The sequence below is a fragment of the Nostoc sp. genome, from assembly GCF_036919555.1.
Lineage (GTDB): Bacteria > Cyanobacteriota > Cyanobacteriia > Cyanobacteriales > Nostocaceae > Nostoc.
In genome coordinates, this window is record NZ_JBALCS010000007.1 from 112,035 (window position 1) to 138,218 (window position 26,184).

A 26,184-nucleotide genomic window follows, 5' to 3' on the forward strand; every position below is an offset into this window, starting at 1 on the left:
TATGTAATATTACACAAATGCTCCCTTTAAATGCGATCGCTAGCTAAACCAGTCAAACTCCGGAAATGCCCATTCTGAGAAAATCGTTCTGCTATTATTTGTTGATAAACCGCCTCATAGCCATCAGTCATGCGCTCAACGCTGAAAAGATTTTCGACATGCTGACGACAGGCATAACGGTCTAACTCTGTTACTTGGTCAATAGCACTGATGCACTCTTGAATATTATTGCAGAGGAAACCCGTCTTGCCGTGGGAAATTATCTCCTCAGTAGACCCCAATTTTATCGCAATCACTGGCGTACCCGAAGCCATTGACTCCACCATCACCAATCCAAAGGGTTCCCGCCAAGTGATCGGGAACAGAGTTGCTACCGCACCTCCCATCAGAGCATTTTTTAGAGCATGGTTGGCTTCACCCAAATACTCAATTTGCTCCCCGTCAATGTGCGGTTTAATTTCCTTCTCAAAGTATTCCACATCAACGGCATCTATCTTACCTGCCATTTTCAAATGCCAACCAGCTTGTTTGGCAATTTCTATGGCTAAGTGCGCTCCCTTTTCTGGAGACATCCGACCCAAAAACGCCAGGTAGGGCGGATCTTCTGGTTGGGAGTGAAAATTATAACTGCTGACATCAATCCCGTTGTAGACCGTTGCTATAGAGTTCAACCCTAACCTTGGTTCTCGTTGTGCATCGGAAATATTGACGTAGGGTTGTTTTTTCCCAAAACTAAACACCTTTTCGTTGTCAGGGGTAAAAATACCGTGCAACGTATGAACCGTAGGGGTTGTAACGAGATTTGCGTAAGTCAGCGCCCCATACCCCACATGAGAGTGAATAATATCAAACTCTTCTGCGCGTTCATACAGCGAAGCTAAATTTAGCAATTCGTAAATGCTGTAATCTTTGATAGTAGGATCGAGTCTGAGGGCACGGGGATGAACTGACGTTAGTTTTGCCAGACTAATAGAATCTCCCGATGCAAATAAAGTTACTTCGTGTCCGCGTCGGACTAATTCATCGGTCAATAACCCCACTACTAACTCTACACCACCATAAGCTGGAGGTGGAACTCTCTCCCACAGTGGAGCTATTTGAGCAATTCGCATCACAAACCTCCTAAAAAATAAAACTTGAATTAGAAGTTTCTTATTTCTGTTGTTGGAGTGCTTGTAATTGATTCACTCTGCATCAGAAAGTAACTTCAGATACTAAACTTCTTAACAATTCCCTTCAAATATTATGCTCTTAATCTCTAGATTTTTCGTCTATCCTAGTACGGAAATTACCCACTTCTAAAGAGGTAAATACATTCTAATTTATTAATTTTTGTGTAATTTAGTACAATTTGAAATAGAGGTTTTTTTATAAATAGGAATTTTATACAATCGTCAAAATCTAAGTTAAATCGTGATAATCGGCGAAAAAGCTCTACTATCGCCTGTTAATTATCTGATTTTCAAATGTTAATTAAAAAATAAAGTGCGTAGATACTCTTTGGGCGGCTTTCCGTACCTAACAGATTTGCTGGGCTGATACACCAACCCGATTCGGGGACTGAACGCACTATCATTCTGTTCTGGTTCGTCTGTGCCACTCTTTTGGGAAATCCAATCAAAGCGCCCACCAATTAATAGCTTTAGGTTTTCTTGAAAGCTAATCTGATCTTGAAGGTAGAACCCATAAGATTGAATAGTCTGAAAGTTACTAAAAGTATAAAGACTAGTAAGTGGCTTGGGAATATTGTAGTTTGGGTTGAAGACATCTAGAGCAGGTACAGCAAGAATAATCGGATTATAAATTTGCACAAAGCGGTTGACATCGAAGCCTAACACAAGTTGGTGTGGAATCGAGCCTGTATTAAACTTACCAAGCAAGTCGATCTGTCCAAAATAGTTGTCTCTCATGTAGTTACGCCTTGCAGCATATTGCTCTAAGAAACGATCATCCACTAGATTTGTTCCTACCGTATACTCCTCGATGGCGTTAAAAGCAGTTATAGAAAAATTATTACGGAGCTGCCAGTTATCGCTAAACTTGTGGTTTAGCGTGTAGCCATATTTTTGAGTGGTATAATGTTGACCATCAAGAGGATAATTTAAGTAACGACTTCGAGGCAGCTTGAAGGTATTATCGCTAAAAAGAGTAGTGAAAGTCTCAGGAATACCATTGAATTTAGTAGATTCATAATATAGATTTAGGTCTGTCCTATCTCCCAATTTCCAAGTGATTGAAGGTGCGAGCGTGGTCAAATGTGAGGTGACAAAATCTTGAAACCCGTTTGAACTTTCATAGCTGGCGTTTAAGCGATAGAGCAGGGTTTTATCGTCATTCAATGGGCCTGAGAAATCGATGCTGGGCTGATAAAATTCACGGTTTCCTGCCTGAAATGCAAGATTGTAATAGGGTTCACTGAGGGGTTGTTTGGTGATAACGTTGATGATTCCACCGGGTTCTACTGCTCCAAATAGAACTGAGGCAGGCCCTTTCAAAACTTCCACTCGCTCAATCGTTTCAATTGGTGTCAGGCTGCCAGCATCTCGATAGCCATTTCGGAAATTTCCTGCTTGTTCAAATCCTCTGATAATATAGCTTCCTGCGGGTGAGTTAAAATTGGTATCTGCACTGAAAACACCACTGACCGTTTCCACTGCCTCAGTCACAGTTTTCACATTGCGGTCTTCTACCAACTGTCGTGGTATGACCTGAATCGATTGCGGAATATCGCGCAAAGGCGTGTCTGTCTTTGTTGCAGTTGTAACATCCGGCACGCGATACCCATCTTGCTCACCCGTCACCACCAACTCAATCGGCCCGTCCTGCTGTACTGTTGGCTTTTGTTGCGGGGTTTCACTCGTTGGCTTCTGTGATGTTTGAGGTGGCTGCGGTGGCTGCATCGCTGTTGTAGCAGAAGTTATCCCAAAAACCAGCCCTGCATTATCATCAAATAACTCAACTGTTGGCAAAGCCTTCTCACCTACCACTGTGACTCGGACAGTGTTTGCATCAATATTCGTAACTGTTATTTCAGTAATTCCCGCAAGCGGTTTTTCTGAACGAAATGTGAAAGCCTCGCCCGACGCTAAACGCAACTGCCCGCCAGATACATCAGGAATAAAATTATTACCCATACTGCGATTTGTTATTTGCATTTGAGTCCCAAGAGTGGTCTGTAAAATTATCTCCACACCTTTATCAGTGGGATTTGCTTTAACTCCTGTAATTTGTACTATTTCTGATGCAGGTGTTATTTGTGGTGTAGGCGACTGTACTAGTAACGGTTGGGCATTGGTAATGGGGGGTTCGACTTCGCTTAGTTGTCGAATTATAGGAGAATTGCGTAGGCGTAGCCCGCCTTTGGCATTGCCCCTCCCAACTTTCAACAGAGGAGTAAGGTTGCTGGAAACAGGGAAATCTACATTACTTTCTGATTTAACCTGTGCCGATGCAGGCATAATCACTAAAGCATTTAAGTATCCTGATAGACTCAGTGCCAACCACAACTGAAAACCGCTATACAACCACCAACTTTTCATCATGACTCCTCAAACAGCAGCTTGCTAAACCTAACTTTATTGACACTATTTGCAATGAGGATCATTGAGTAGAGACTAATCATTGCCATCTCTTTCGAGGTGTTACCCCCCTTGCAAAGGCTAGTGTTGTTGTACACACAAGTCGAATTACCCCCCTTAATCCCCCCTTATAAAGGGGGGAGACCGGAAATCTAGTTCTCCTTGCAAAGGGGGGAGACCGGAAATCTGGTTCCCTCCCCTTTATAAGGGGAGGGTTAGGGAGGGGTAACGAGAGGACTGCAATGATCACTAATCATCCGAACTAGATACAAAACCTAGCTTATTGCAAATTATTCTTATTCTTTAATGAGAGTGAGTATAAAGAAAAGTTGGCTGTTGAGTCTATGGCAAAAACGGCATCGTCAGTCCAAAACGGACTTTTTACTGGATAAGCATTCACTCGGCATGATACTGAATCTACGTTTAAAAGCAGACGCAAAGCGCCCTTGCTCACAATAACCGACTTGGTGGGCAACCTCGGCAACGGTGATGTTTCCCTGACGTAATAACTGTTCTGCCCACTCCATGCGCTTATATGTCAGGTAGCGAAATACTGTTGTGCCAAAGAGTTCCTGAAATCCGCGTCGGAGAGTGCGATCGCTAATTCCTACCTGTTGAGCTAATTCCACTAATAAGGGTGGATTTTCTAAATGAGAGTGCAAAATTTCTCTCGCATGATGGATTCTGGCAATGGTTTGTGACTTTAATCTCGGTGATGGTTGCAATCCCTCTTGATGTGCCAAAATTGGGGTTAGTTGCAATGTCATCAATTCCAAAACTTTAGCTTGCAAATACATCCGCTTGGTTACACCGTGGTAAGGACAATTAATGATTTGCTGTACCACTCCTTGGATTGTTGGTGTAATTTCCGGGTAAACTAAAGTTTGCCAATCATCACCTTTTGCTAAAAGACGCAACTGGGGCAAAATTTCTCCATCTGCTGTAGGAAAAAAGGTTTTTAACACATTAGAGGACATCTGAATATCCACACCCACACGTCGTTTTTGAGGAATTTTAAGGGACATTTGATGTTGGATACCACTACCAGAGATACAAGTGTATCCTTCTCCTACCTTTCCTCCGTATTCATCTATTGTACTGCCTGAAAGCAAAACGCCAAATTGCAAGGGGTGTTCGCATTCGGTACATCCTATGCTCACATCATTATGATATTGATAGTCCATAATCGCCAGCGAAATTTCAGGATGTATTTCAATACTGCGAGAACCACCTTTGCCTAATTGCTTAGGCATTTCATAAGTAAATTCAACAGATTCTGAGGTAGCATCACATACAACACTTTGGGCAACCTCATCCCACAGTTTCTCTTCTTGCTGCGCTGTCATAGTAATGGTCATAGCTGGCAATTGATGGTAGAATTAATGCTATTAATTAGCAATAATCTTACAGGAACTAGGGCAAGATGCCATGAGAATTTGGATATTTACCGTTTCAGCAATTCAAGAGTTCGGAGAGCCGCCAGGAGCGATCGCGCACAAGGATAGATTTTTTATTAGTCAAAATGTTGACTTATTACATAAAATATGATATTTTGTGTTGCTATCAATATAAACATCACATATAAAATAAACGTGAATATCTCTCCATCTCTCAAAAAACCGCGTGTCTCATGGCAAGCGGTTTTCTCACTGCTGATATTTGTGTTCATGTACCTACCTATACTGGTACTTGGCTTTTATAGCTTCAATCAATCGCCCTATAGTGCAACTTGGCAAGGATTCACTCTCGATTGGTATGGCAAGTTGTTTAGTGACGATCGCATCTTATCAGCTTTCCAAAACAGCATGATCGTTGCTGGTTTTGCTGTCGGGATTTCAGCAGTGCTGGGAACCTTGATGGCGGTTGGGTTGGCGCGTTACGAATTTCCGCTTAAGAAATTGTATCGCGGTATTGCTTACCTACCGTTAATTATTCCCGATATTGCGATCGCAGTAGCTACCCTGGTATGTCTAGCGGCGTTTGCAATACCTTTAAGTTTGTGGACAATAGTTGCAGCCCATGTGGTGTTTTGTCTGGCCTACGTTGGACTTGTGGTTGCTTCCCGACTGACTAATTTAGATCCTCACTTAGAAGAAGCAGCACTAGATTTAGGCGCTACACCAACGCAAGCATTCATCAAAGTATTGCTACCTCAATTAATGCCTGGGATTGTCGCTGGTTGTCTCTTGGCTTTTGTTCTCAGCTTAGATGATTTTCTCATTGCCAGTTTTACGGCTGGTAGCGGTTCTAACACCCTGCCAATGGAAATTTTTAGCCGCATTAGAACAGGAGTCAAACCTGATATTAATGCTCTCAGTATGATGCTAATTTCAGTATCTGCGATCGTAGCTCTTGTAGCTGAATTAATTCGCGCTTCTGGAGAGAATAAAACTTTCAAATAATACTCATAATTTGCAATAAAAATTATGGGTGATTTGGTTCTTCCTGAACTTTTTTCGGTGAGTAACAACAGCTATCTTGAAGAAGTCATAATTCATAATTCACAAGTAAGGTGCGTTATCCCGTTATCCTAATGCACCATGTTACCCAACCGAATTATAACTCCCAACTCCCAACTCCTAACTCCTAACTCCTAACTCCTAACTCCTAACTCCTAACTCCTAGTTAACATATTTTTATAATTTTTAAGCACATATAAAAAATTCCGTGTTCGCTTCTCTACATGACTGTTTTCAATTAGATAACATTGGGGCTAACTTTGGAGAAGATGCTATTTCCCCCTCATTATGCAAATCTGCCAAAATCCCAATTGCTCAAATCCATTCAACTCTGATAGCAATAGATTTTGCGTGAGTTGCGGACAAAGCAACTTTGGCAAATTTCTCAGAAACCGTTACCGCGTATTAAGACTTTTAGGTGAAGGTGGATTTAGCAGAACCTATGCTACAGAAGATGTAGACAGACTAAACGCCCCTTGCGTCATCAAGCAATTTTTCCCACAATTTCAGGGAACAGGACAACGCACTAAAGCAGCCGAATTTTTCAAAGAAGAGGCTTTTCGGTTATATGAACTGGGAGAAAATCATACCCAAATTCCCAGATTACTAGCTTATTTTGAACAAGGTGCTAGCTTATATCTCGTACAAGAATTTATTCAAGGAAAAACTCTCTTACAAGAAGTTCAGCAACAAATCTATGGTGAAAAACAAATTTGGGAACTTTTAGCTGATTTATTGCCAGTTCTGGAATTCATTCATACTCATAATGTCATTCATCGGGATATCAAACCAGAAAATATTATCCGCCGTGCAAGTGATGAAAAACCCGTATTAATTGACTTTGGCGGTGCTAAACAAGTAACACAAACCAGTTTAGGAAGACAAGCCACAGTAATTTATACCCTTGGTTATGCCCCAACTGAACAAATGGCTGGATTTGCTTGTCACGGCAGTGATTTGTATGCTTTGGGTGTAACTTGCGTGCGTCTTTTAACTCAATGTTTGCCTTTGCAAGATGCTTCTGGACAGATTAATGACCCTATTTATGATGCCATGAATGCTAAGTGGTTGTGGCGCCAACGGTTACAGGAAAAAGGTATTAATATTAGCGACGACTTAGGGAAAATTTTAGATAAATTACTAAAACATCTACCGAGTGAAAGATATCAAACAGCAGTAGAAGTTATCAATGATTTGAAGTTTAGGATATCGAATATTGAACCTGTTGCCCTAAAAATTGTTTCGATGTCTCAACCCAGATTACCACCGCTACCACAAAAAGTAACAGTACCATTACCTCTCTTAGAAACCTATGAATTCGACGTAGTGACAGTAGACACAGGTGGTAGAGAAGTAAATCGCGTGAGTTGTAATGCAAACTTTTTTGCTGAAGAATTGGGTAAGTCTGTCACATTAGAAATGGTATCGATTCCTGGTGGTACTTATATAATGGGTTCACCAGAGTTTGAAGGGGATGCTGACGAACGTCCTCGACATAAAGTTACCGTTGAACCATTTTTTATGGGGAAATTTCCCGTAACTCAAGCACAGTGGAAAGTAGTAGCAGCTTTCCCGAAAGTCAAACAAGCTTTAAATCCCAATCCATCGAAATTCAAAGGTCTAGATAGACCAGTGGAAAATGTATCTTGGTATGAGGCTGTAGAATTTTGTCTGAGGCTATCAGAAAAAACTGGACGCGACTATCGTTTACCGAGTGAAGCTGAATGGGAATATGCTTGTCGGGCTGGAACTACAACCTCCTTCCACTTTGGCGAAACGATTACCTCTGAGTTAGTCAGTTGCACTATCGAACCAAAAAGCAAATTTCGTAAAGAAACAACAAACGTCGGTAGTTTTGAAGTCGCCAACGCCTTTGGATTGTACGATATGCACGGGCTAGTTTGGGAATGGTGCGCTGATTCGTGGCACAACAATTACAACTATGCACCCTTAGATGGAACAGCTTGGGAAGTTGGCGGTGATATTCATCGTCGGGTGCTGCGCGGTGGTTCTTGGAGTTTCAGTGCAGAACTTTGTCGCAGCGGCAGTCGTAGCTGGAATGAGTCAGACGGTGGACTGAGAATTTGTGGCTTTAGAGTAGTATTTTCCGTAGAGGAGATTATTTAGCAATTTAATTCAGAGGCTATATAAATTATGAACGACAGAATTGAAAAAGGTGACATAGTACTTATAAATAAAAGTGGAAAATACCATAAGCAAGTGGGTGAAGTAAGTGAGATTGATTACAATATTTTCTTCGTCAAAATAGTGTTAGTAAAGTTAGGTAATCAAGAAGAAAACTTTGAAGAAAAAGATTTAAAATTACAAACTAAAAAGCCGAGTCTGCAAGAAGTCATGGTATCAATAGACAAAATTATAGAACAAGTTGATCAGATTCCCCACTTGCCGACAACAGAGAAAATAGAGTTACCCAACCGTCTGAAATATCTAAAATTAGATATTCCCAAACTAGATAAACAGTTGATTGAAAAAAACTTTTACAGTATAGATAAAATACTCTCAGCAACAAGAGAAGCAGACTCCTCACCAAGCTTTTGGCAGGAAATAGATCCTAATTTGGAGAAAATAAGCTGGTGGATTAGAACAAGTTTGTGAACCAAGAAGTAAGTCGGCGAGAATAAATCAAATTATAGCAATCCGATTCTCTCGTTCCCAGCCAGAGTCTGGGAATGCCTATTATGGGGGCTGCTGCCTCCTGAATTGCGGCAGAGCCGCTTTTAATGCATTTCCAGCCAGAGGCTGTAAACAAGAATTTTATCTTGTTAGGACTTACGCAATAACTCTCTAAAACCTTATTCCTTTGTGTCCTTTGCGTCCTTTGCGGTTCGTTTTTTCATGATTTTGCATAAGTCCTGCTTGTGTTTTGACTTAAGTTGACACGCATAAGCATTGCTGTGCTCCTACCAACATATTTGTATCATTATATAAAGTGAAACTGTATAAGACAGTGCTTCACCTCTTAACCTAAACTGATCAATAATTAGAGGTCAAACTTATGCTTGAGTAGATCACAATTGTTCGGTTTAAGGCTAAAGAATTGGTATTGGACATAATTAAACGTAACTATATTTTTGTCATCTTCTATCCCTAGTATCTTATGCCTCATAACCTACGCTCTATCCTGAGCAATGATATTTATTTTTACCCACCTATTTAACAACTGTATGGCTGAAATTTTGTTTTTAACTTGATGATTACCTTCTATAAACTTTAAAAAGTATTTTGTTATCTTTTGAAGCTAGTTCTTTAGCGGTAATATCTAAGTTTTGACTTTAATAAAGATCGCTTTTTCAGATAAAATAAACTACAAAGATAAGGAGGAACTATGCGTTTTTATCAGTTTACAGGCATGCTTGGTTGTACAACAGCAGCCTTTATATCAATTGCACCCATACAGGTAGAAGCTGCAACTTTTAAAGTAATATCTGGAGTCACCAGCATTGATCATGACCACGAGGATATTCTTAGAAGTATCGGACTAACCTTGACAGGCACTAATAATACAGTCGCACCAATTCCCAGCAATTATTTAGTTGGCTTCAACATCGACTCAGCCAGCAACTTCACGTTTAGTGACGAGGGCGGTTTTACTCCGCTCTCAGGTACAATTGAGGATACTGGTACTGTTACCTTTAATAAGGAAATTACTGTTGGTGACTTTTCAATTGGTTTGGCTCCGGGACGTACTGTCACAGGTGCCAGCGGATTTGTTTTAAGAGACACATTTTCTTTAAATACAATTTTGTTTGATTTAAGTATTCCGGGGCCTGTGGCATTTGATGGCCAAAATTTAACTATCCCTGATGTTAAATTGTTGATTTCTCCAGAGTTTGCGACTATACTGCAAAAGCCTAACTTGACAGGTTTGTTTGCTGGAACTGCACGAATTGATGCTCAAGTTGCTGCCGTACCCGAACCTGACAGTGTACTAGCAGTTTTGGCAGCGGGTGCGGCTCTATTGGCAACTAGATTTTATAGTCAAAAAATTAAATGCACCTGATATCCTGAAGCATAGCTAAATGCTTATTAACAGATGCAAATGTATTCGCAGCAATCAGCCCACTGGCGGCTACTGCTGGTAAACCAATGCCGGGAAATGTTGAGTCGCCACAGCACATCAGTCCTGGTAGAGGTGTGCCAGGGCCAGGAAACATACTAGTTCCAGCCTGAATTGCTGGGCCGTAGGAACCTTGGTGACGGCGGAGATAACGCTCGTGGGTTAGAGGTGTACCAACAAGCGTGACTTCGCAACGAGAGCGAATATCTGGAATGATCCGCTCTAAAGCTTGCCACATTACTTCTGCACGCGATCGCTTTTGTTCGGCATATTCCTGGTTTCTTCTATCCATTCCCTGCCAGATAGCATACGGCTCATTACCAGGAGTATACACATGAATCACATGCTTACCTGGTGGTGCTAGGGATGGGTCGAGAATTGAAGGGATTGATATCACTACAACATTCTGAGGTGCTGTGATGCCCAATTCCCAGTTATTAACCACAATGTAATGACAGCGCAAATTTGGCTGTAATCCTTGAGCATCAATGCCTAGATGTAGATGCATGAAGCTATCACATTCTGGCGTCGCCTGTCGTTTGCTGCGGTACTGTTTGGGTATTGATTTTTCTGGTAGTAACTTCAGTGTGTCCCAAACCGAAGCATTAGAAATCACTGCCCGACGCGCCCGAATTTCTTGGCGATCGCGCAGACGCACACCCACCGCACGATTACCTTCTACAAGTATTTGCTCCACATGAGCGCCCAGTCTCAGCTTCCCTCCATGACGCTTTAATCCGTGTACGAGGGTGTCAACTAAAGCACCACTACCACCAATCGGATATTCAAGTACTGCATCTGGCCGATACCAGTCCGCAAACATAAATGCTACCTCTGCGGCACTAGTGCCATCTGCTGGCAATCCAGAAAGCAGAAAGCAAAGCAAATTCAGCCAGTTTCGGGTAAACGGGTCTTTGACAACACCATCCATAATCCGGTTGAAGGGGCCTGTCAGCTTGATTATATTCGCAACATGTTTTGTCAGAGATGGGACAAACGGGCCCACAGTTCTAGCTGCACCCAAATCAAAGCGTAATGCAGCTGGTGGTATGGAAGTTGCTGCACTAGCGAATGGTTCCATAACGCGCTGGAGTTCCTGCCATTCGGCTACAGCATCATGACCACGGAATTTCATCAGCACTTCACAAAATTGCTCGGCACCAACCGACGTGTCAAAATCACCTTCTGGTAGACAACAACCCCAAGTATCGTAGGTTACACATGGTAATTCAGAGCCAATTGCATCTAGCACTTGTCGTAAAGGGTTAGCAGAGGGGCTGTAAGACAGTCCAGAATAGAGGGATGGTTCAGAGTCAAACTTGAAACCATTGCGCTCAAAAGCATGGGCGGCACCACCAGCAATGGAGTGACTTTCGCAGACTATCACATCAAAACCATACCGTGCTAAAAGAGCAGCACAACTCAAACCACCAATACCGCTACCAATGACAACTATATCTGTGTTTTGCATATCCCTGATGTTTGCAACAATAAATTAAAACAGTTGTGGAAACTTGGATAATATCATTCGCTCCCCCATCCATAAACCGCTCTAATTGGTTAATATCATCACTAAGGATGGACATAAAACCACCAGTGCTGCGTTCTTTAGATTAAAAATTTGATTCAGACATACTAATGAGAAACTTAAAGTAGTAACTGAGTTTACCCAAGCTCAAGTAAAACTTATTACTCAGCACTAGGGACTAAGAACTAGGGAGTAGGGGCTAGAGAAGGAAGACAAGGAGAAAAATAATAACTCTTAATGACTAATGACTAACACTTCTCTACGAGAGGCTGCGCCAACGGCTTCTCTACGAGACGCTACGCCAACCCTCAGTACAAGTGACTAATGACTAATGACTAATTCACATGGAGAGAGGAATTTGAAAAATCAGCAATTGGGAAATTGGCAAACCACAGTTTTAGGAATTGTGTTAGCAATACTAGTGATTATCGGACTAAATTCCTTTATCATTATCACACCTGGACAAGCAGGAGTGATCAGCATCTTAGGTAAAGCCAGAGATGGCGCTTTATTGGAAGGGATTCACGTAAAACCGCCTTTTATCACCGTGATAGATGTGTATGATTTGACGGTGCAAAAGTTTGAAGTGCCAGCAGAGAGTTCTACTAAGGATTTGCAAAATTTATCTGCGAGATTTGCGATCAACTTTCGCCTCGATCCCATGCAGGTAGTTGAGGTGAGAAGGAAACAAGGAACCTTAGAAAATATTGTATCAAAAATCATTGCACCTCAGACACAAGAAGCATTTAAAATTGCAGCCGCCAGAAGAACAGTAGAAGAAGCAATTACCAAAAGAAGTGAATTGAAAGAAGACTTTGATAATGCGTTAGGCGATCGCTTAGACAAATATGGGATAATTGTGTTAGATACTAGCGTAGTTGACTTAGCGTTCTCACCAGAATTTGCCAAAGCAGTGGAAGAAAAACAAATTGCTGAACAGCGGGCGCAAAGAGCCGTTTATGTAGCACGGGAAGCTGAACAAGAAGCACAAGCAGATGTGAATCGCGCTAAAGGTAAGGCAGAATCTCAAAGACTCTTAGCAGAGACACTCAAAGCCCAAGGAGGACAGTTGGTTCTACAAAAAGAAGCAATTGAAGCTTGGAAGAGTGGCGGCGCTCAGATGCCAAAAGTCCTCGTTATGGGTGGTGACTCAAAAAGCGGCGTCCCCTTCATATTCAACCTTGGCAATGTGCAAAATCAACCTTGATTCGAGTCAAGAGTACTTAGTAAGTTGGGCTAGTCCCGACTCAAACACAACAGCAAAACTAACAAGATAATAATTGGAGTTTATGTCAACCCGCAATCATCAAAATCTCACCGCCGAAGAAGCGAAAAAATTACTGAATAAATTCAACTGCCTAGACATCGGCCCTGTCCTAAAACCATCAGAAAAAGCAGTAATTCGTAGTGCCTTAATTTTACTTACCAACCTTGCTGATTATCAAATTTTAGGAATTTGTGCTGATACAGCAGAAGAAGGAATACTAGCTATGAAGACCTATTCTCTGGCTTTAGGTTATGAACCACCAAACAACTTACTTACACCTGAAGGCCCAGTTTATATCAAATTAAATGGTAAAAATGGCTTGTGTTATCTCGATTCCTATGCTGGACATCATCGTGGTGTATTAGTATCTTGTCAGTCTGATGACGAAGAGGGAATTAACGAGATGTATGGACATCTACCCTTGGATTTATTTGTATAGAATTTGACAAATCTAGGTAGGGTATCTGCCTTGCCTACTCACTAATGAAAAATAATTAATGACTTAAACCTTATGAGTATTCTTACACTGCAATCAGTCAAAAAAGATTTTGGCATCAAGGAAATTTTAAAAGATGCTAGCTTTAGCCTCGATGCTACCGATAAAGTTGGTTTAATTGGTACTAATGGTTCTGGTAAATCAACCATATTAAAAATGATCGCTGGTCTAGAATCGATTGATAGCGGTCAAATTTTGATTAACTCCGGTTCAAAAATTATCTACTTACCACAGCAGCCAGATTTAGATGAAAATCACACAGTTTTAGAGCAAGTTTTTGCCGACAGTGGCGAACACATGGCTTTGGTGCGTGAGTATGAAGAACTTTCCGATAAATTGGTTCACTATCCAGATGATAACCAACTGATGTCTCGCCTTTCTGTGGTGATGCAACGCATGGATGCGAGTGGTGCTTGGGAACTAGAAACTAATGCTAAAATCATCCTCACAAAATTAGGGATTTCTGACTTTGATGCCAAAATAAGCACTTTATCTGGAGGCTATCGCAAGCGTATTGCTTTAGCATCAGCATTGCTATCAGAACCAGATGTTTTGCTCATGGATGAGCCGACAAACCACCTCGATGCTCTTTCTGTAGAATGGTTACAAAGTTATTTAAATCGCTATCGGGGCGCACTTTTTTTAATAACTCACGATCGCTACTTTTTGGATCGCGTTACCAATCGTATCATTGAAATTGACCGAGGCGACATTTACACTTATACAGGCAACTATTCATATTACCTGGAAAAGAAAGCTTTAGCTGAAGAATCTGCCGTAAGTAGTCAACGTAAACATCAAGGCGTGTTGCGGCGCGAGTTGGAATGGCTCAAAAAAGGGCCGAAAGCCAGAAGTACTAAGCAAAAAGCTAGAATTGACCGCGCTCATGCTCTGCGGGATACTGAGTTTAAACAAGTTCAGGGTAAAGTTGATATTTCTACAATTGGTCGTCGTATTGGCAAAAAAGTTATTGAATTAAATAACATTTCTAAAGCTTATGATGGACGCACCCTGATTAATAATTTTACCTATGAATTTAGCCCAGAAGACCGCATTGGCATCATCGGCGCTAATGGTGCAGGTAAATCTACTTTAATGGATATGATTACTGGGCGGGTTAAGCCAGATTCTGGCATTGCGGAAATTGGTACTACAATTCACATTGGTTATTTTGACCAGCATTCTGAAGAATTGCTCACAGCATTGAACGAAAATCAGCGCGTGATTGACTACATCAAAGAAGAAGGAGAATTTGTCAAAATTACCGATGGAACTCAAATTACTGCTTCCCAAATGTTGGAGCGGTTTCTGTTTCCTGGTAATCAACAGTATGCCCCAATTAGTAAACTTTCTGGTGGTGAAAAAAGACGTTTATTTCTGTTGCGGGTTCTGATGGGTGCGCCCAATGTGTTGATTTTAGATGAACCGACGAACGATTTAGATGTTCAGACATTGGCGGTATTAGAAGATTATTTAGAGGATTTTGCAGGGTGTGTAATTGTAGTTTCTCACGATCGCTACTTTCTTGATCGCACCATCGACACAGTATTTTCCTTTGAGGAAGGCGGTAATCTCCGGCTATATCCAGGTAATTACTCGATTTATCTGGACTTTAAGAAGGCTGAAGAGGCACAGCAACAAGCTGCTAATACTAAAGAGAAGCCTAAAAATGCCGAAGTCCAAAATGGTGCGTCTTCACCCAAAGATGTAGAGAATACAAAGCGACGTAGGTTATCCAATTGGGAAAAAAAAGAATTTCAGCAGTTGGAAGGTAAAATTGCCCAGTTAGAGGCTGAGAAGGCAGAAACCGAGAAAACACTAGCGAATGTCTCACCGGGGAATTATAGCCAAGTGCAAAAACTCTACGATCATGTGGAAAAGCTCAAGCACGCGATCGATGTGGCGACTGAACGCTGGTTAGAATTGGCTGAGATGGAGTCTTAATTTCTTAACATGACGTGGATTCGACGAACTCTAAGAGCCTTGAACTAAAGTTCAAGTCTTTAAGACTGATTGGAGAAGGAACTGGTGTTGCTGCTCAAGTGCTGAAATTCAAAGGTATTGCTAAGTTATCAATCTGCTTTTGTACTGACTTGGAAATAGCGATCGCATAATTCTAAAAATTTTTTGTTTTTTAATAAATAAGCAGTGTGTTCTAACCACAAGTGATAATCTTGTGCATAGAGATTATTGGTTTTAGGAACAGATTGATTGCTCATAATCTTCTCCTTTATGGATATATAATTTTAACACTACTAGCTACCTTGCAACTAGATCCAGCGCGGATACAATTGATTTCCGGGTTTAAGCATCGCTCTTTTTTAGTCTTTGTGGTTCATTTAAAATAGGTAGGCGTACACCTACTCAAAAGCCAAGCTACGCCTAGTGGATGCACCAGAAGGTATCGCCTATTTTTTCTTAACTAACTGTCCGTTTCATCGGAATTTCTATCCAGAACTCACAGCCCTTATCAGCTTCAGAAACACACTTGATATTACCACCGTGTTTTTCTACAATAATTTGGTAGCTAATAGATAATCCCAAACCAATACCTTGGCCAGGTTGTTTGGTGGTAAAGAAAGGTTCAAAAATGCGCGATCGCATCATCTCTGGAATCCCACAACCATTGTCAGTAATGCAAATCAGAATAGTATTCCCTTCTATGACTTCTGTACGAATCCAAATTTTAGGATTGTCAATTATTTTTCCACTAGTTGCTGAGTTTTCCAGTGCATCGATCGCATTGTTGAGAATATTCATAAATACCTGATTCATCTGGGCTGCATAGCAGACTACTGGTGGCAATTCACCATATTGCTTAACTACCTCAATAGCAAAAGAATTAGTCTGTGGTTGCAGTCGATGTTGTAAAATTAGCAAGGTACTGTCAATGCCTTCATGAAGGTTAATGGGCTTTATTCCTGCTTCGTCAAGTCGGGAAAAAATTCGTAACGACAAGACTAGTTGAGAGATCCTCTCTGCCCCCATCTTCATTGAAGTCAGAATTTTGGGCAAGTCATCAGCAATAAAATATAAATCTAGTGCAGCTGCTTGCTTTTCAATTTCTCCCGTTAGTTTGGGATACTGTTTCTGATAGAGGTGCAGTAATTTAAATAAATTCTCGGTATGTTCAGTAACATAAGTCATGTTACCGTAAATGAAACTAATCGGGTTATTAATTTCATGTGCAACACCAGCAACTAACTGCCCTAAGCCGGCCATTTTTTCACTTTGAATCAACTGGCTCTGAGTGTTCTGTAATTCTTTCAGAGTCTGGGTCAGCTCTTCTTTTTGACGTTGAGTTTGTTCGAGTAATTCCGCTTGCTGAAGTCCTACTCCTAACTGAGTACCAATCTGCATCAGCAAATCTACCTCATCTTCTTGCCAATCACGGGGTTTGATATTTTGATAAGCTGCTAGTAATCCCCAAAGTTTCTCACCCTGAAAAATCGGCACAATTATATATGACCTAGCATCCATTAGTTGGAGCAGGGCAATATAAGGAATAGAATAATCGGTGCTGTAAATATCCTTAATGATCAGAGTTTTACCATTAGCAAAGTCTCCTGCTTGGGTTTGTTGCAAGTAATTATCTGCGTAGGCATAGCCCGTCGTAGACATCGCAGGTACAATTTCCTTTACTGGTGTCCAACCTGGGGCTAAAGACTCAGCAACAAATTCGCCACTCCCATCAGCCCGGAATCGATAGATTGTCACTCGATCAACTTCCAATAGCCGTCGGACTTCTTCTGTACTGGTAGCAAAGATCGTGTCAATATCAAGAGACTGGCGAATTTTCTCCACCGTTGCGGCTAATGCTTTCTCCCTTTGGGCTGCTTTCCGTTCTCGTTCGGCGGCTTTAGCCAGTTTTTGGGCTTGAATCTGCACCTGTTTCAATGACTCAGCTTGCTGTAATGCTACCCCCAATTGGGTGCTAACTTGGGTAAGGAAGTAAACCTCATCTTTTTGCCAATCACGGCTTTGGGCATTCTGGTATACTGCTAGCAAGCCCCAGAGATTCTGACCGTCATAAATGGCAATGATCACATAAGCTCTTGCTTGATATATCTCTAAGATGTTGATGTAGCAGTCGCTAAAGCCTGCACTGTAAATATCATTACAAACACGATACACTTCACACCGACCGAAGCTACCACCCTTTGTATCTTGTAAGTAGGTATCAGTTACTGGGGGTTTAGCTAAATCTTTGGCGTTACATTCGCTGACGTTTTCATTCAATTCCGACCGCAGCGACTTCTCATCAATGAGGGAGATCCAACCCTCTGCTACTGATTCAAACACGAATTCACCACTCCAATCGGGATTGAAGCGATAAATAGCCACGCGGTCAGCATTTAGCATCTGCCTAAGTTCTGCGGTGCATGTGTGGAAAATGCTTTCCAAGTCTAGGAATTGACGGATTTTCTCAATGGTTATGGCTATGGTTTTCTGCCATACTGCTGTTTTTTCTCTGGCTTTTGCTTGTGCTAGTTGTGCTGATTGTAGTTTTACTTGTTCCAAGTAATCTGCTTGCTGTAAAGCAACTCCTAGATGTTCAGCAATAAGTTGCACAAACTCAATTTCTGATGCTTCCCATTCGCGAGGACTACTACACTGATGAATACACAACAATCCCCATAAATCTTTACCTTTGATCAAGGGGGCAGTTATATTGGCACGTACCTGAAATCTTCCTAGAATTTGGATGTAGCAATTACTGGCATTAACTTGATAAATATTAGCTATTGCTTTAATCCGACCTTGCTGATATTTTTCTGCAAAATCCTCCGCAAAACAGTGGTCGTGCAGTTTTGCTCCTAGTGCCGAACCCCATTCTGCTCCCACATCTTCATAGATAAATTCCCCTTCCCATCCCAATTCGGGATAAAAACGAAACACACTAACCCGATCAGTTTTCAGAAGCTGGCGGACTTCAGTGACTGTAATTTTGAAGATGGTATCTATGTCTAGAGACTCGCGAATGCGGGCAATAACTCCAGACAAGGCTTTTTGTTGCTCATTCTGACGCAGGGAGAATGTCATATCTGAAAGAGATTCTTGCTGCTCTGAATTTGCTTGTGTAGGTTGAATTTTAGAGGCGTTTTCCATTCCCAGTCGGATTTTAAATATTGAGAGTCTTCTATCTCATAATTCCCTTAGACAGTAGAAAAATAACAATTATTTGCTTTAAATCTCATAAAAAACAATGTAGGGACACGATAATATCGTGTCCCTACAAAAACATTTTTCAATCACAAGCAAATTATCGCCGCTTGGGAAGGGCGCTGCGGGTGGTACGTTTCTCTTCATCTCGACGACGGCGATCGCGCCAATCTGCCAGGGTCAAATAACCAATACCACCAGTGACTACTACGAGCAGCACTACGGCAACTAAAGCCAAAATATTCAAGAATGGACTTTCCACCATGCCTCTACAGTCCGTTACGTCCCCAAACTACCATTGCAATTGACCAAGTGAACACAACTAACAGTGATACCCAACCTAGTGTCAAAATCTCCATAGTCCCACTTTTCAAATAATTACAAAAGGTTTCTAACATTTATCATACAGGGATTGGGCAGGCTCAGATTTTTTTTATAACTCACATTGGAAGTTTTGCGTGCGATGTCTACGACGGGCTATTTGACGTCGCAAAGGATACATATCTTTTCTTAGTACGGTAGTACTTTACGTCATAATCAAGACGAATGTAAAAAAATAGCGATCGCGGTTTTCCACTTGATGTTTTGGGAATACTAGGGTAATGGATATATATTTCAAATCCAGCAACCCCTAATATTATGCCGACATTTTTCAACTATCCTTTTCACTCTAACGGTTTTATTCCCCACGGACATTGTTATCTCTGGCAAACTGGATTAGTTTGGCTTCACATTATTTCTGATGCCACGATCGCTTTTGCCTATTATTCTATTCCCTTCCTACTGATTTACTTTATTTACAAGCGCAAAGACGTTCCTTTCAATGGAGTCTTTTTGTTATTTGGTGCTTTTATCATTGCCTGCGGTACTGGACACTTGATGGATATTTGGACGCTTTGGTATCCAGACTATTGGATTGCAGGTGGTTTAAAAGCTTTAACTGCCATTATTTCGATATATACGGCATTTGCGTTATTTTATCTCATGCCTCAAGCTCTGACGCTACCCAGCCCAGCCCAGTTAGAAGTTATCAATGGAGTGCTTTCAACTGAAATTGTCGAGCGTAAGCGCATCGAAAAAGAATTACGCCAAGCACAAGAAGTCACTCAAAACTCTAGCCAAGCCAAGAGTGAATTTCTCGCCAATATGAGCCATGAACTACGCACACCCCTTAATGGCATCCTGGGCTATACACAAATTATCCAACGCACAGAATCTTTGAGTGAAAAAGGACGCAAAGGACTCAGCGTTATTTATCAATGTGGTTCTCATCTTTTAACCTTAATTAATGATGTCTTGGATCTCTCCAAGATAGAAGCCCGGAAGTTGGAATTGTATCCAGTTGATTTCTACTTGCCTGCCTTTATAGATAGCGTCGCTGAAATTTGCCGCATCAGGGCAGAACAAAAAGTCATCGCATTTAACGTCGAACTCGATGCTGATTTACCAATGGGTATTCATGCTGATGAAAAACGCTTACGCCAAGTACTGATTAACTTGCTTAGTAATGCCATGAAGTTTACTCATCAAGGCAGTGTCACCTTCAAAGTTCAGGTCATTGATCAAGAATCAAATGCCAATGAAAAAACTAACTACAAAATTCGCTTTCAGGTAGTAGATACTGGCACAGGTATAATCCCTGAACAAGCCGAGAAAATCTTCCAGCCCTTTGAGCAAGTGGGAAGTCAGAAACGACAATCTGAAGGTACAGGCTTAGGATTAGCAATCAGCCAAAACATTGTTTTGTTGATGGGTAGTCAAATTCAGGTGCAAAGTGAATTTGGCAAAGGTAGCACTTTCTGGTTTGAGGCAAAATTGCCAGAATCTAAAGACTGGGCAAAGGTTTCTAGAGTCGTTGAGCAGGGAACTATTATTGGTTATCAAGGACAAAGGCGCACCATTTTGATTGCGGATGATAAATGGGAAAACCGATCAGTAATTGTAAATTTACTAGAGCCAGTTGGGTTTACTGTTGTAGAAGCTAGTCAGGGCCAGGAAGCATGGGAACAGTCTCTAGCCCACAAACCAGATATGGTTATCACTGACTTAGTGATGCCTATATTGGATGGATTTGAGTTGATTAATCGTTTACGTCAGTCTAGGCCATTTAAAGAGATTCCTATCATCGCTTCGTCAGCAAGTGTGTTTGCAGCCGACCAGCACAAGAGTATTGGTGTAGGTGCAGATGCATTTCTCCCAAAGCCTATAGAAGCTGAAACGCTGCTGGAAATGCTACGACAATTTTTGCACCTGGAATGGATTTTTGACGGAAAGATAGACGCAATCAAAAAAACCTATAAAGATGGTTTGGATCAACAAAAGGAGATGACTTTTCCTAGCAAAGAGGTTTTACAAGAGTTGCTAGAACTGGCACAAGATGGCGATATTCAAAACATTTTAGAGATGGCTGAAAAACTTTCTGCATCTGATGAGCAGCTAAACGTTTTTGTTCAGCAAATCGTCCATCTGGCGAGTAATTTCCAACTCAAAGGTTTGGAAAGTTTTATTAAACAATACATCAATTAATTGGAGTTAAATTTTACTTTTAAATCCATCATGAGCAAACCCCAAAATAAAGGATTTATTTTGATTGTGGATGATAATCCGACAAATTTATCTGTCCTGTGTGCAGCGCTTAACAGTGAGGGTTTTCGTTTCCGTGTTGCAGTCGATGGAGAAAGTGCGATCGCTCAAGCCGAACGCAATCAACCAGAGTTGATTTTGCTGGATGTACAAATGCCGGGTATTGACGGATTTGAAGCTTGTCGTCGCCTCAAAGCCAATCCTGTCACTGAAAAGATTCCGATTATTTTCACCACTGCCTTAGCGGATACGGAAAGCAAAACGAAGGGATTTTCCCTTGGTGCAGTAGACTATATCCCTAAACCGTTTGCACACGAGGAAGTCATTGCAAGAGTGCGCGTGCATTTACAACTCAAACAATTGACTGAATCTTTGGAACAACAAGTTAGCGATCGCACCAAGGCTTTGCAACAAGCCCAAGTTAGACTGGTGCAGCAAGAGAAACTATCAACACTCGGAGAGTTAATCGCTGGTATTGGGCATGAAATCAACAACCCTATCAACTTTATTTCTAGCAATATTCCACCCTTGCAAGAATACATTGCAGCAGTAACTGAGTTGATCTTACTGTATGAACAAGAGTATCCAAACCCAACAGCCAAAATTGCCACTGCTATTAAGGACTTGGATCTAAATTTTGTTCTCGAAGATATGCCAAAAATCTTGAACTCACTCCAGCTAGGAAGTGAACGAATTAGCAACCTTTCTGATTCACTCCGCAACTTCTCTCGCTCGGATAGTGATGCAAAAATATCTGCTGATTTGCACCAAGGACTAGATAGTACACTAATGATTTTACAACACCGTCTCAATGCTAATGGCGATCGTCCCCGTATTGAAGTTATTAAAAATTATGGAATATTACCACAGGTTAGCTGCTATCTAGGACAGATGAATCAAGTATTTATGAACATTCTGGCAAACGCAATTGATGCCCTTGATGAAGTTATAATGCAAGGCCAAATGAGCAATCTAATTCCTCAGATTAAAATTGCAACAGAAATAGATTCTGAACAATTGGTTGTAATTCGGATTGCTGACAATGGGATTGGTATTCCTGAACGGCTTAAAAAACGCTTGTTTGAGCCGTTGTTTACCACAAAAGTCGTTGGAAAAGGCACTGGACTTGGCTTGTCGATAGCATATCAAATAGTTGTAGAAAAACACAAAGGTTTATTAGAAGTGAATTCTCAACCAGGTCTAGGAACCGAGTTTATCATCAAAATTCCCACATGAGAACAATATTTAATTAATTACAAAATTGCTTTAGCATTTATCATACTGGAGAGTGGGGAAAAATTTTCCCAATACCCAATCCCTAATTTCTATATAGAGTGAACGCAACTTTAGATCCTCAATTAATGGCAGAACGCATAGAATCTCTCAAGGCTGGAATAGTTGGAGGTTTATCTGTGTGTTTGGCTTTTGCTATTACTAGTCTGTTAAATACTTTTGTACTCGCAAAGTATTTTCAGACACTCGCAAGTCTGCAAAGTGATGTTAACTGGCAGTGGTTGGTGAGTGGTGGAGTTGCAACTTTTACTGGTTTGCTATTTGGTGTCACCTACCGCTATATCATCCGCTCAGATAAAAATCCTCAACTCAAAGCTGGTGGTGTACTGGCATTTGGCTTGGTGCGGGGATTAACTCAGATAGAACTTGGGTGGAATTCTCATAGCGCAATTTTGCCTTTTTTGATGTTGGCTTTTGAAAGTGTATTGTGGTTTGCGTTTGCTGCGATCGCTCTTGATATGGCTATTCAACTCCGTTGGGTTAAACCTTTTTCATCAATCTAAATTCCCTTTCCCTAAGTTCTTGTTTAGTGAAGTAGAAAAAATGACTATAAAGTTTGTCTTTTCAGCATAGTAGAGGCGTACATCTATTTGTGCGCCCCTACAGGAGGTTGTGGTTCAAATAGATAAAAAAAGCTGTAAGCATCGCGATTTTGTAGTATAAACATTACAATAAAGTTGCAAATACTAATTACCAATTTATATTACCTAATATGCAAACTAAAATATCCCATTATTATCTGATAGTCGATCTGGAGGCTACGTGCTGTGACAGTAAGACTATTCCCCGTCACGAAATGGAAATCATCGAAATTGGTGCGGTGATGCTCAATCGAGCAACGTGGGAAATTGATTCCGAGTTTCAGCAATTCATTCAACCTGTGAGACATCCGCAACTGACAGGTTTTTGCACCGAATTGACTAGTATTCGCCAGCAATATGTTGACGAAGCACCAAAATTTATCGAGGCAATTTCTCGCTTCAAAGAATGGATTTATTCATTTCCCAATCATATTTTTTGTTCTTGGGGCAATTACGACAAAAAGCAATTTATTCAAGATTGCGCGTTTCATAATTTCCCTTATCCTTTTATTTCAGAACACATAAATATCAAAGAGGAATTTTCAGAATATCTTGGCGTGTCTAAAAAATTTGGCATGGCACAGGCTCTCAATGAGTTGGGGATAGAATTAAAAGGAACACATCATCGCGGCATTGATGATTCCCGCAACATTGCAGCTATCTACAGACAGATTAAAACTAAAAAACTAAGCTGAATGGAAAAGTTGCCCGTTCCCGACACTAAGTTTGATGTGTAAATAAGTTTGGAGTTAGGGCTTTAGTCCTTTGAGAATTATTATCCTTAGCCAAAGGGATTTTTGGAGAAACCTTTTTTATTACTGGGTGAGTATTCAGAGCAATTCATCGCTTCTTTGGTAAGAACAATAGAAGGGTTTACGGCACATTTTAGATAATGATTATGGGAATAAAAGCGACAGTTTTTACAGGGGAGTTTATCTAACTCTTTGATGGAAAAAACCATTTTATCATCTAAAAATACCCGCGCTTTTCGCAATATTAGGAAAAAACCTATCCAACCAATTATAAAGCCAATAGGAAATAAAGATATCGCTAGATCAGGGAAAGTTAATTCATGCGTTTGTGCTTGCTCTTTTTTTGCTTCACTCAGGATTACTTGATGTAAATTACTATTGGCTGCTACAGTTTTTTGCAACATTTGATCATGATACATACTATTTACGTTTTGCTATATGCCTTTACTATATTAATTTTTGATAGGGTATAGTAGGCGATCGCTGCCCCAAAAAGATAACGCTAAAAGTCAAGTCAAAAAACGTGGTATTCTCTGGAAACAGAAGGGTATTGTGTGATTTTAAGGAAAGGAGTGTGGACTTGAGATTACCGATTTTCGTTTCGCTTGTAATATCGTTAACAGCATTAGTCGATTCTGCGCTAGCCAAAACTCCAAAGACTCCACAACAGTGGAATCACAAAACAACACAATTGGCCGCAGTACCGCAAATAACTTGGAGCGATAATGCCTCAAATCTACGTGGACAGTTAAACCAAGATTTCGCATTCATTTGCCCGCCGAATGGTTATATTTACAATGTATGGGGCACTGACGTTTATACCGACGATTCCTCAATTTGTAATGCGGCTGTACATGCCGGACTAATCACAACTAGAAATGGCGGACAAGTGACAATTAGAATTCTTCCAGGAGCAGGGTCTTACAATGGGACGACTCGTAATGGAGTGAACAGCCTAAACTACGGTAGTTGGGGAGGAAGTTTTATTTTCCTTGGTTCAACACGATCACCAGGATCACTGCAAAATATTCAATTAGGATGGAATGGCACAGCCTCAAATCTACGTGGACAGTTAAACCAAGATTTCATATTCATTTGCCCGCCGAATGGTTATATTTACAATGTATGGGGCACTGACGTTTATACCGACGATTCCTCAATTTGCAATGCGGCTGTACATGCCGGACTAATCACAACTAGAAATGGCGGACAAGTGACAATTAGAATTCGTCCAGGAGCAGGGTCTTACAATGGGACGACTCGTAATGGAGTGAACAGCCTAAACTACGGTAGTTGGGGAGGAAGTTTTATTTTTGTTAGATGATGACTATCAGTAGTTCACTAGAAAATTCTTGTGGCAGACAACGGCTTTGCCTTGGAACATAAAAATCAAGTTGTTGAGTAGTTCCTGAATAAGTGCCAGCGAATTTACACTATTACTAATACCATTTTCAACAATTTTTATAACAAGTAAATCGGCTCTAGGGGTGTACAACTGTACGCCTTTATACATTTATCTGTAGCAGGTATTTTATCAAATAGGATCAAAAATTCAAAATTATGAAAAACCTATTTTTAAATTTTGCATTCCCTCCCTTGGGGTTTACAGTACCAACTTGAGATTTTGGATTGAAGGAATATAGGACTTACGCAAAATTGTCTCAAAAACCTGATTTGTCGTAGCGGTAATTCATGAATTACCGCTACTTCAGAACTTTTTTGCGTAAGTCCTGGAATAATCTAAAATCCAAAATTGTTTGACTGAGTACAAATTCAAGCAAGGGCAGCTAGAGCAAGAAATATGATAGGGTTAGAAGGAAAGAATGTCTTAATTACAGGTGCAACGTCAGGTATCGGTCAGGCGATCGCAATCAGATTTGCCTAACAAGGGTGCAACATCGCCATCAATTACCGCAAAGACCCTAAAGCTGCGACAGACACAGAAGAGATGGCATTGCAAAAAGCCTGCGAAAATATCGAAAACTGTGGTGTGAAGTCGCTACTGGTTCAGGGAGATGTCTCCCAAGAATCAGACATTGTTGAGATGGTCAAACCGTCGTTAAGGAATTTGGTAGTGTAGATATTCTAGGTAACAATGCTGGCATTCAAACAGAAAGTCCATCCCACGAAGTTACGACAGCAGACTTTGATCGAGTAATTGCAGTCAATCTCCGGGGTGTGTATCTCTGCGCCCGTGAAACTATTAAACACCTCCTGTCTCTTAATCGTTCGGGGATGATTATTAATATTTCCAGCGTTCACGAAATTATTCCTCGACCGATGTATATCATACATCACCGGACAAACGTTGTTTGTAGATGGTGGATTGACTCTGTATGCTGACTTCTCACAAACCTGGTCAATTTGAGGTAAGGCTTGCATACTTTCCACAATTGAGCCGATACA

The 26,184-nt window shown here is 40.9% G+C and carries 21 protein-coding genes and 1 pseudogene; 13 read left to right on the forward strand and 9 right to left on the reverse strand.

Going from position 1 to position 26,184, the window contains the following annotated elements; genetic code table 11:
- Positions 1-26 precede the first annotated feature (26 nt).
- From V7K36_RS02380 to V7K36_RS02390, 3 genes are all read right to left on the reverse strand, one after another.
- A complete protein-coding gene (locus V7K36_RS02380; protein WP_335112870.1) occupies positions 27-1,112 on the reverse strand; it encodes a glycosyltransferase family 4 protein in 1,086 nt (361 codons plus the stop codon).
- 357 nt (positions 1,113-1,469) lie between these two features.
- Positions 1,470-3,542 carry a TonB-dependent receptor domain-containing protein gene (locus V7K36_RS02385; protein ID WP_335112872.1) on the reverse strand — a complete coding sequence of 691 codons (2,073 nt, stop codon included), beginning with the start codon at positions 3,540-3,542 and terminating at the stop codon, positions 1,470-1,472.
- 398 nt (positions 3,543-3,940) lie between these two features.
- The gene (locus tag V7K36_RS02390; protein ID WP_335112874.1) at positions 3,941-4,936 is read right to left on the reverse strand and encodes a helix-turn-helix transcriptional regulator; all 996 of its coding nucleotides are present in this window, start codon (positions 4,934-4,936) and stop codon (positions 3,941-3,943) included.
- A gap of 234 nt (positions 4,937-5,170) precedes the next feature.
- On the opposite strand from V7K36_RS02390, the gene V7K36_RS02395 reads away from it, so the two are divergent.
- The 4 genes from V7K36_RS02395 to V7K36_RS02410 all read left to right on the forward strand — a co-directional run bounded on the left by V7K36_RS02395 (position 5,171) and on the right by V7K36_RS02410 (position 10,058).
- Positions 5,171-5,980, forward strand: coding sequence for an ABC transporter permease (locus tag V7K36_RS02395; RefSeq protein WP_335112876.1), 810 nt, complete (start codon positions 5,171-5,173; stop codon positions 5,978-5,980).
- 345 nt (positions 5,981-6,325) lie between these two features.
- The gene (locus V7K36_RS02400; protein ID WP_335112878.1) at positions 6,326-8,164 is read left to right on the forward strand and encodes a bifunctional serine/threonine-protein kinase/formylglycine-generating enzyme family protein; all 1,839 of its coding nucleotides are present in this window, start codon (positions 6,326-6,328) and stop codon (positions 8,162-8,164) included.
- Positions 8,165-8,191: 27 nt separating this feature from the next.
- Positions 8,192-8,653, forward strand: a complete 462-nt coding sequence (locus V7K36_RS02405; protein WP_335112880.1) for a hypothetical protein — start codon at positions 8,192-8,194, stop codon at positions 8,651-8,653.
- Between the two features lie 730 nt (positions 8,654-9,383).
- Positions 9,384-10,058 carry a hypothetical protein gene (locus tag V7K36_RS02410; protein WP_335112882.1) on the forward strand — a complete coding sequence of 225 codons (675 nt, stop codon included), beginning with the start codon at positions 9,384-9,386 and terminating at the stop codon, positions 10,056-10,058.
- On the opposite strand, the gene V7K36_RS02415 is transcribed toward V7K36_RS02410, so the two are convergent.
- Positions 10,045-11,586 carry a phytoene desaturase family protein gene (locus V7K36_RS02415; protein ID WP_335112884.1) on the reverse strand — a complete coding sequence of 514 codons (1,542 nt, stop codon included), beginning with the start codon at positions 11,584-11,586 and terminating at the stop codon, positions 10,045-10,047. The two genes, V7K36_RS02410 and V7K36_RS02415, sit on opposite strands and share 14 nt — an antisense overlap.
- A gap of 415 nt (positions 11,587-12,001) precedes the next feature.
- Between V7K36_RS02415 and V7K36_RS02420 the strand changes: the two genes are divergently transcribed.
- The 3 genes from V7K36_RS02420 to V7K36_RS02430 all read left to right on the forward strand — a co-directional run bounded on the left by V7K36_RS02420 (position 12,002) and on the right by V7K36_RS02430 (position 15,350).
- Positions 12,002-12,850: a prohibitin family protein gene (locus V7K36_RS02420; protein WP_334828165.1), complete on the forward strand. Its 849-nt coding sequence runs from the start codon at positions 12,002-12,004 to the stop codon at positions 12,848-12,850.
- A gap of 82 nt (positions 12,851-12,932) precedes the next feature.
- Positions 12,933-13,349, forward strand: a complete 417-nt coding sequence (locus tag V7K36_RS02425; protein WP_335112886.1) for a DUF1824 family protein — start codon at positions 12,933-12,935, stop codon at positions 13,347-13,349.
- Between the two features lie 72 nt (positions 13,350-13,421).
- A complete protein-coding gene (locus V7K36_RS02430) occupies positions 13,422-15,350 on the forward strand; it encodes an ABC-F family ATP-binding cassette domain-containing protein (RefSeq protein ID WP_335112888.1) in 1,929 nt (642 codons plus the stop codon).
- A gap of 128 nt (positions 15,351-15,478) precedes the next feature.
- On the opposite strand, the gene V7K36_RS02435 is transcribed toward V7K36_RS02430, so the two are convergent.
- From V7K36_RS02435 to petN, 4 genes are all read right to left on the reverse strand, one after another.
- Entirely contained in the window at positions 15,479-15,625 is a 147-nt protein-coding gene (locus V7K36_RS02435) for a hypothetical protein (RefSeq protein WP_335112890.1), read from the reverse strand.
- A gap of 199 nt (positions 15,626-15,824) precedes the next feature.
- Positions 15,825-18,515 carry a GAF domain-containing protein gene (locus V7K36_RS02440; RefSeq protein WP_335112892.1) on the reverse strand — a complete coding sequence of 897 codons (2,691 nt, stop codon included), beginning with the start codon at positions 18,513-18,515 and terminating at the stop codon, positions 15,825-15,827.
- A 154-nt stretch (positions 18,516-18,669) separates the two neighbouring features.
- On the reverse strand, positions 18,670-18,834 hold the full coding sequence (locus V7K36_RS02445) for a hypothetical protein (RefSeq protein WP_334828180.1): 165 nt from the start codon (positions 18,832-18,834) through the stop codon (positions 18,670-18,672).
- A 4-nt stretch (positions 18,835-18,838) separates the two neighbouring features.
- Positions 18,839-18,928: a cytochrome b6-f complex subunit PetN gene (petN, locus tag V7K36_RS02450; RefSeq protein ID WP_012408302.1), complete on the reverse strand. Its 90-nt coding sequence runs from the start codon at positions 18,926-18,928 to the stop codon at positions 18,839-18,841.
- 280 nt (positions 18,929-19,208) lie between these two features.
- Here petN and V7K36_RS02455 point away from each other — a divergent pair, with 280 nt between their 5' ends.
- From V7K36_RS02455 to V7K36_RS02470, 4 genes are all read left to right on the forward strand, one after another.
- On the forward strand, positions 19,209-21,095 hold the full coding sequence (locus V7K36_RS02455; RefSeq protein WP_335112894.1) for an ATP-binding protein: 1,887 nt from the start codon (positions 19,209-19,211) through the stop codon (positions 21,093-21,095).
- A gap of 30 nt (positions 21,096-21,125) precedes the next feature.
- The gene (locus V7K36_RS02460; protein ID WP_335112896.1) at positions 21,126-22,388 is read left to right on the forward strand and encodes a sensor histidine kinase; all 1,263 of its coding nucleotides are present in this window, start codon (positions 21,126-21,128) and stop codon (positions 22,386-22,388) included.
- A gap of 125 nt (positions 22,389-22,513) precedes the next feature.
- Positions 22,514-22,948: a hypothetical protein gene (locus tag V7K36_RS02465; protein ID WP_335112951.1), complete on the forward strand. Its 435-nt coding sequence runs from the start codon at positions 22,514-22,516 to the stop codon at positions 22,946-22,948.
- 209 nt (positions 22,949-23,157) lie between these two features.
- Positions 23,158-23,721 (forward strand): 3'-5' exonuclease, encoded by a 564-nt coding sequence (locus V7K36_RS02470; protein ID WP_334828026.1) that lies wholly within the window; start codon positions 23,158-23,160, stop codon positions 23,719-23,721.
- Between the two features lie 86 nt (positions 23,722-23,807).
- On the opposite strand, the gene V7K36_RS02475 is transcribed toward V7K36_RS02470, so the two are convergent.
- Complete coding sequence (locus V7K36_RS02475; RefSeq protein WP_335112898.1) at positions 23,808-24,197, reverse strand: hypothetical protein; 390 nt, start codon at positions 24,195-24,197, stop codon at positions 23,808-23,810.
- 155 nt (positions 24,198-24,352) lie between these two features.
- Here V7K36_RS02475 and V7K36_RS02480 point away from each other — a divergent pair, with 155 nt between their 5' ends.
- Together V7K36_RS02480 and V7K36_RS02485 are read left to right on the forward strand one after the other, a co-directional pair.
- Positions 24,353-25,102 carry an LCCL domain-containing protein gene (locus V7K36_RS02480; protein ID WP_335112900.1) on the forward strand — a complete coding sequence of 250 codons (750 nt, stop codon included), beginning with the start codon at positions 24,353-24,355 and terminating at the stop codon, positions 25,100-25,102.
- A gap of 477 nt (positions 25,103-25,579) precedes the next feature.
- A pseudogene (locus tag V7K36_RS02485) lies at positions 25,580-26,146 on the forward strand (SDR family NAD(P)-dependent oxidoreductase).
- The last annotated feature ends 38 nt before the right edge of the window (positions 26,147-26,184 follow it).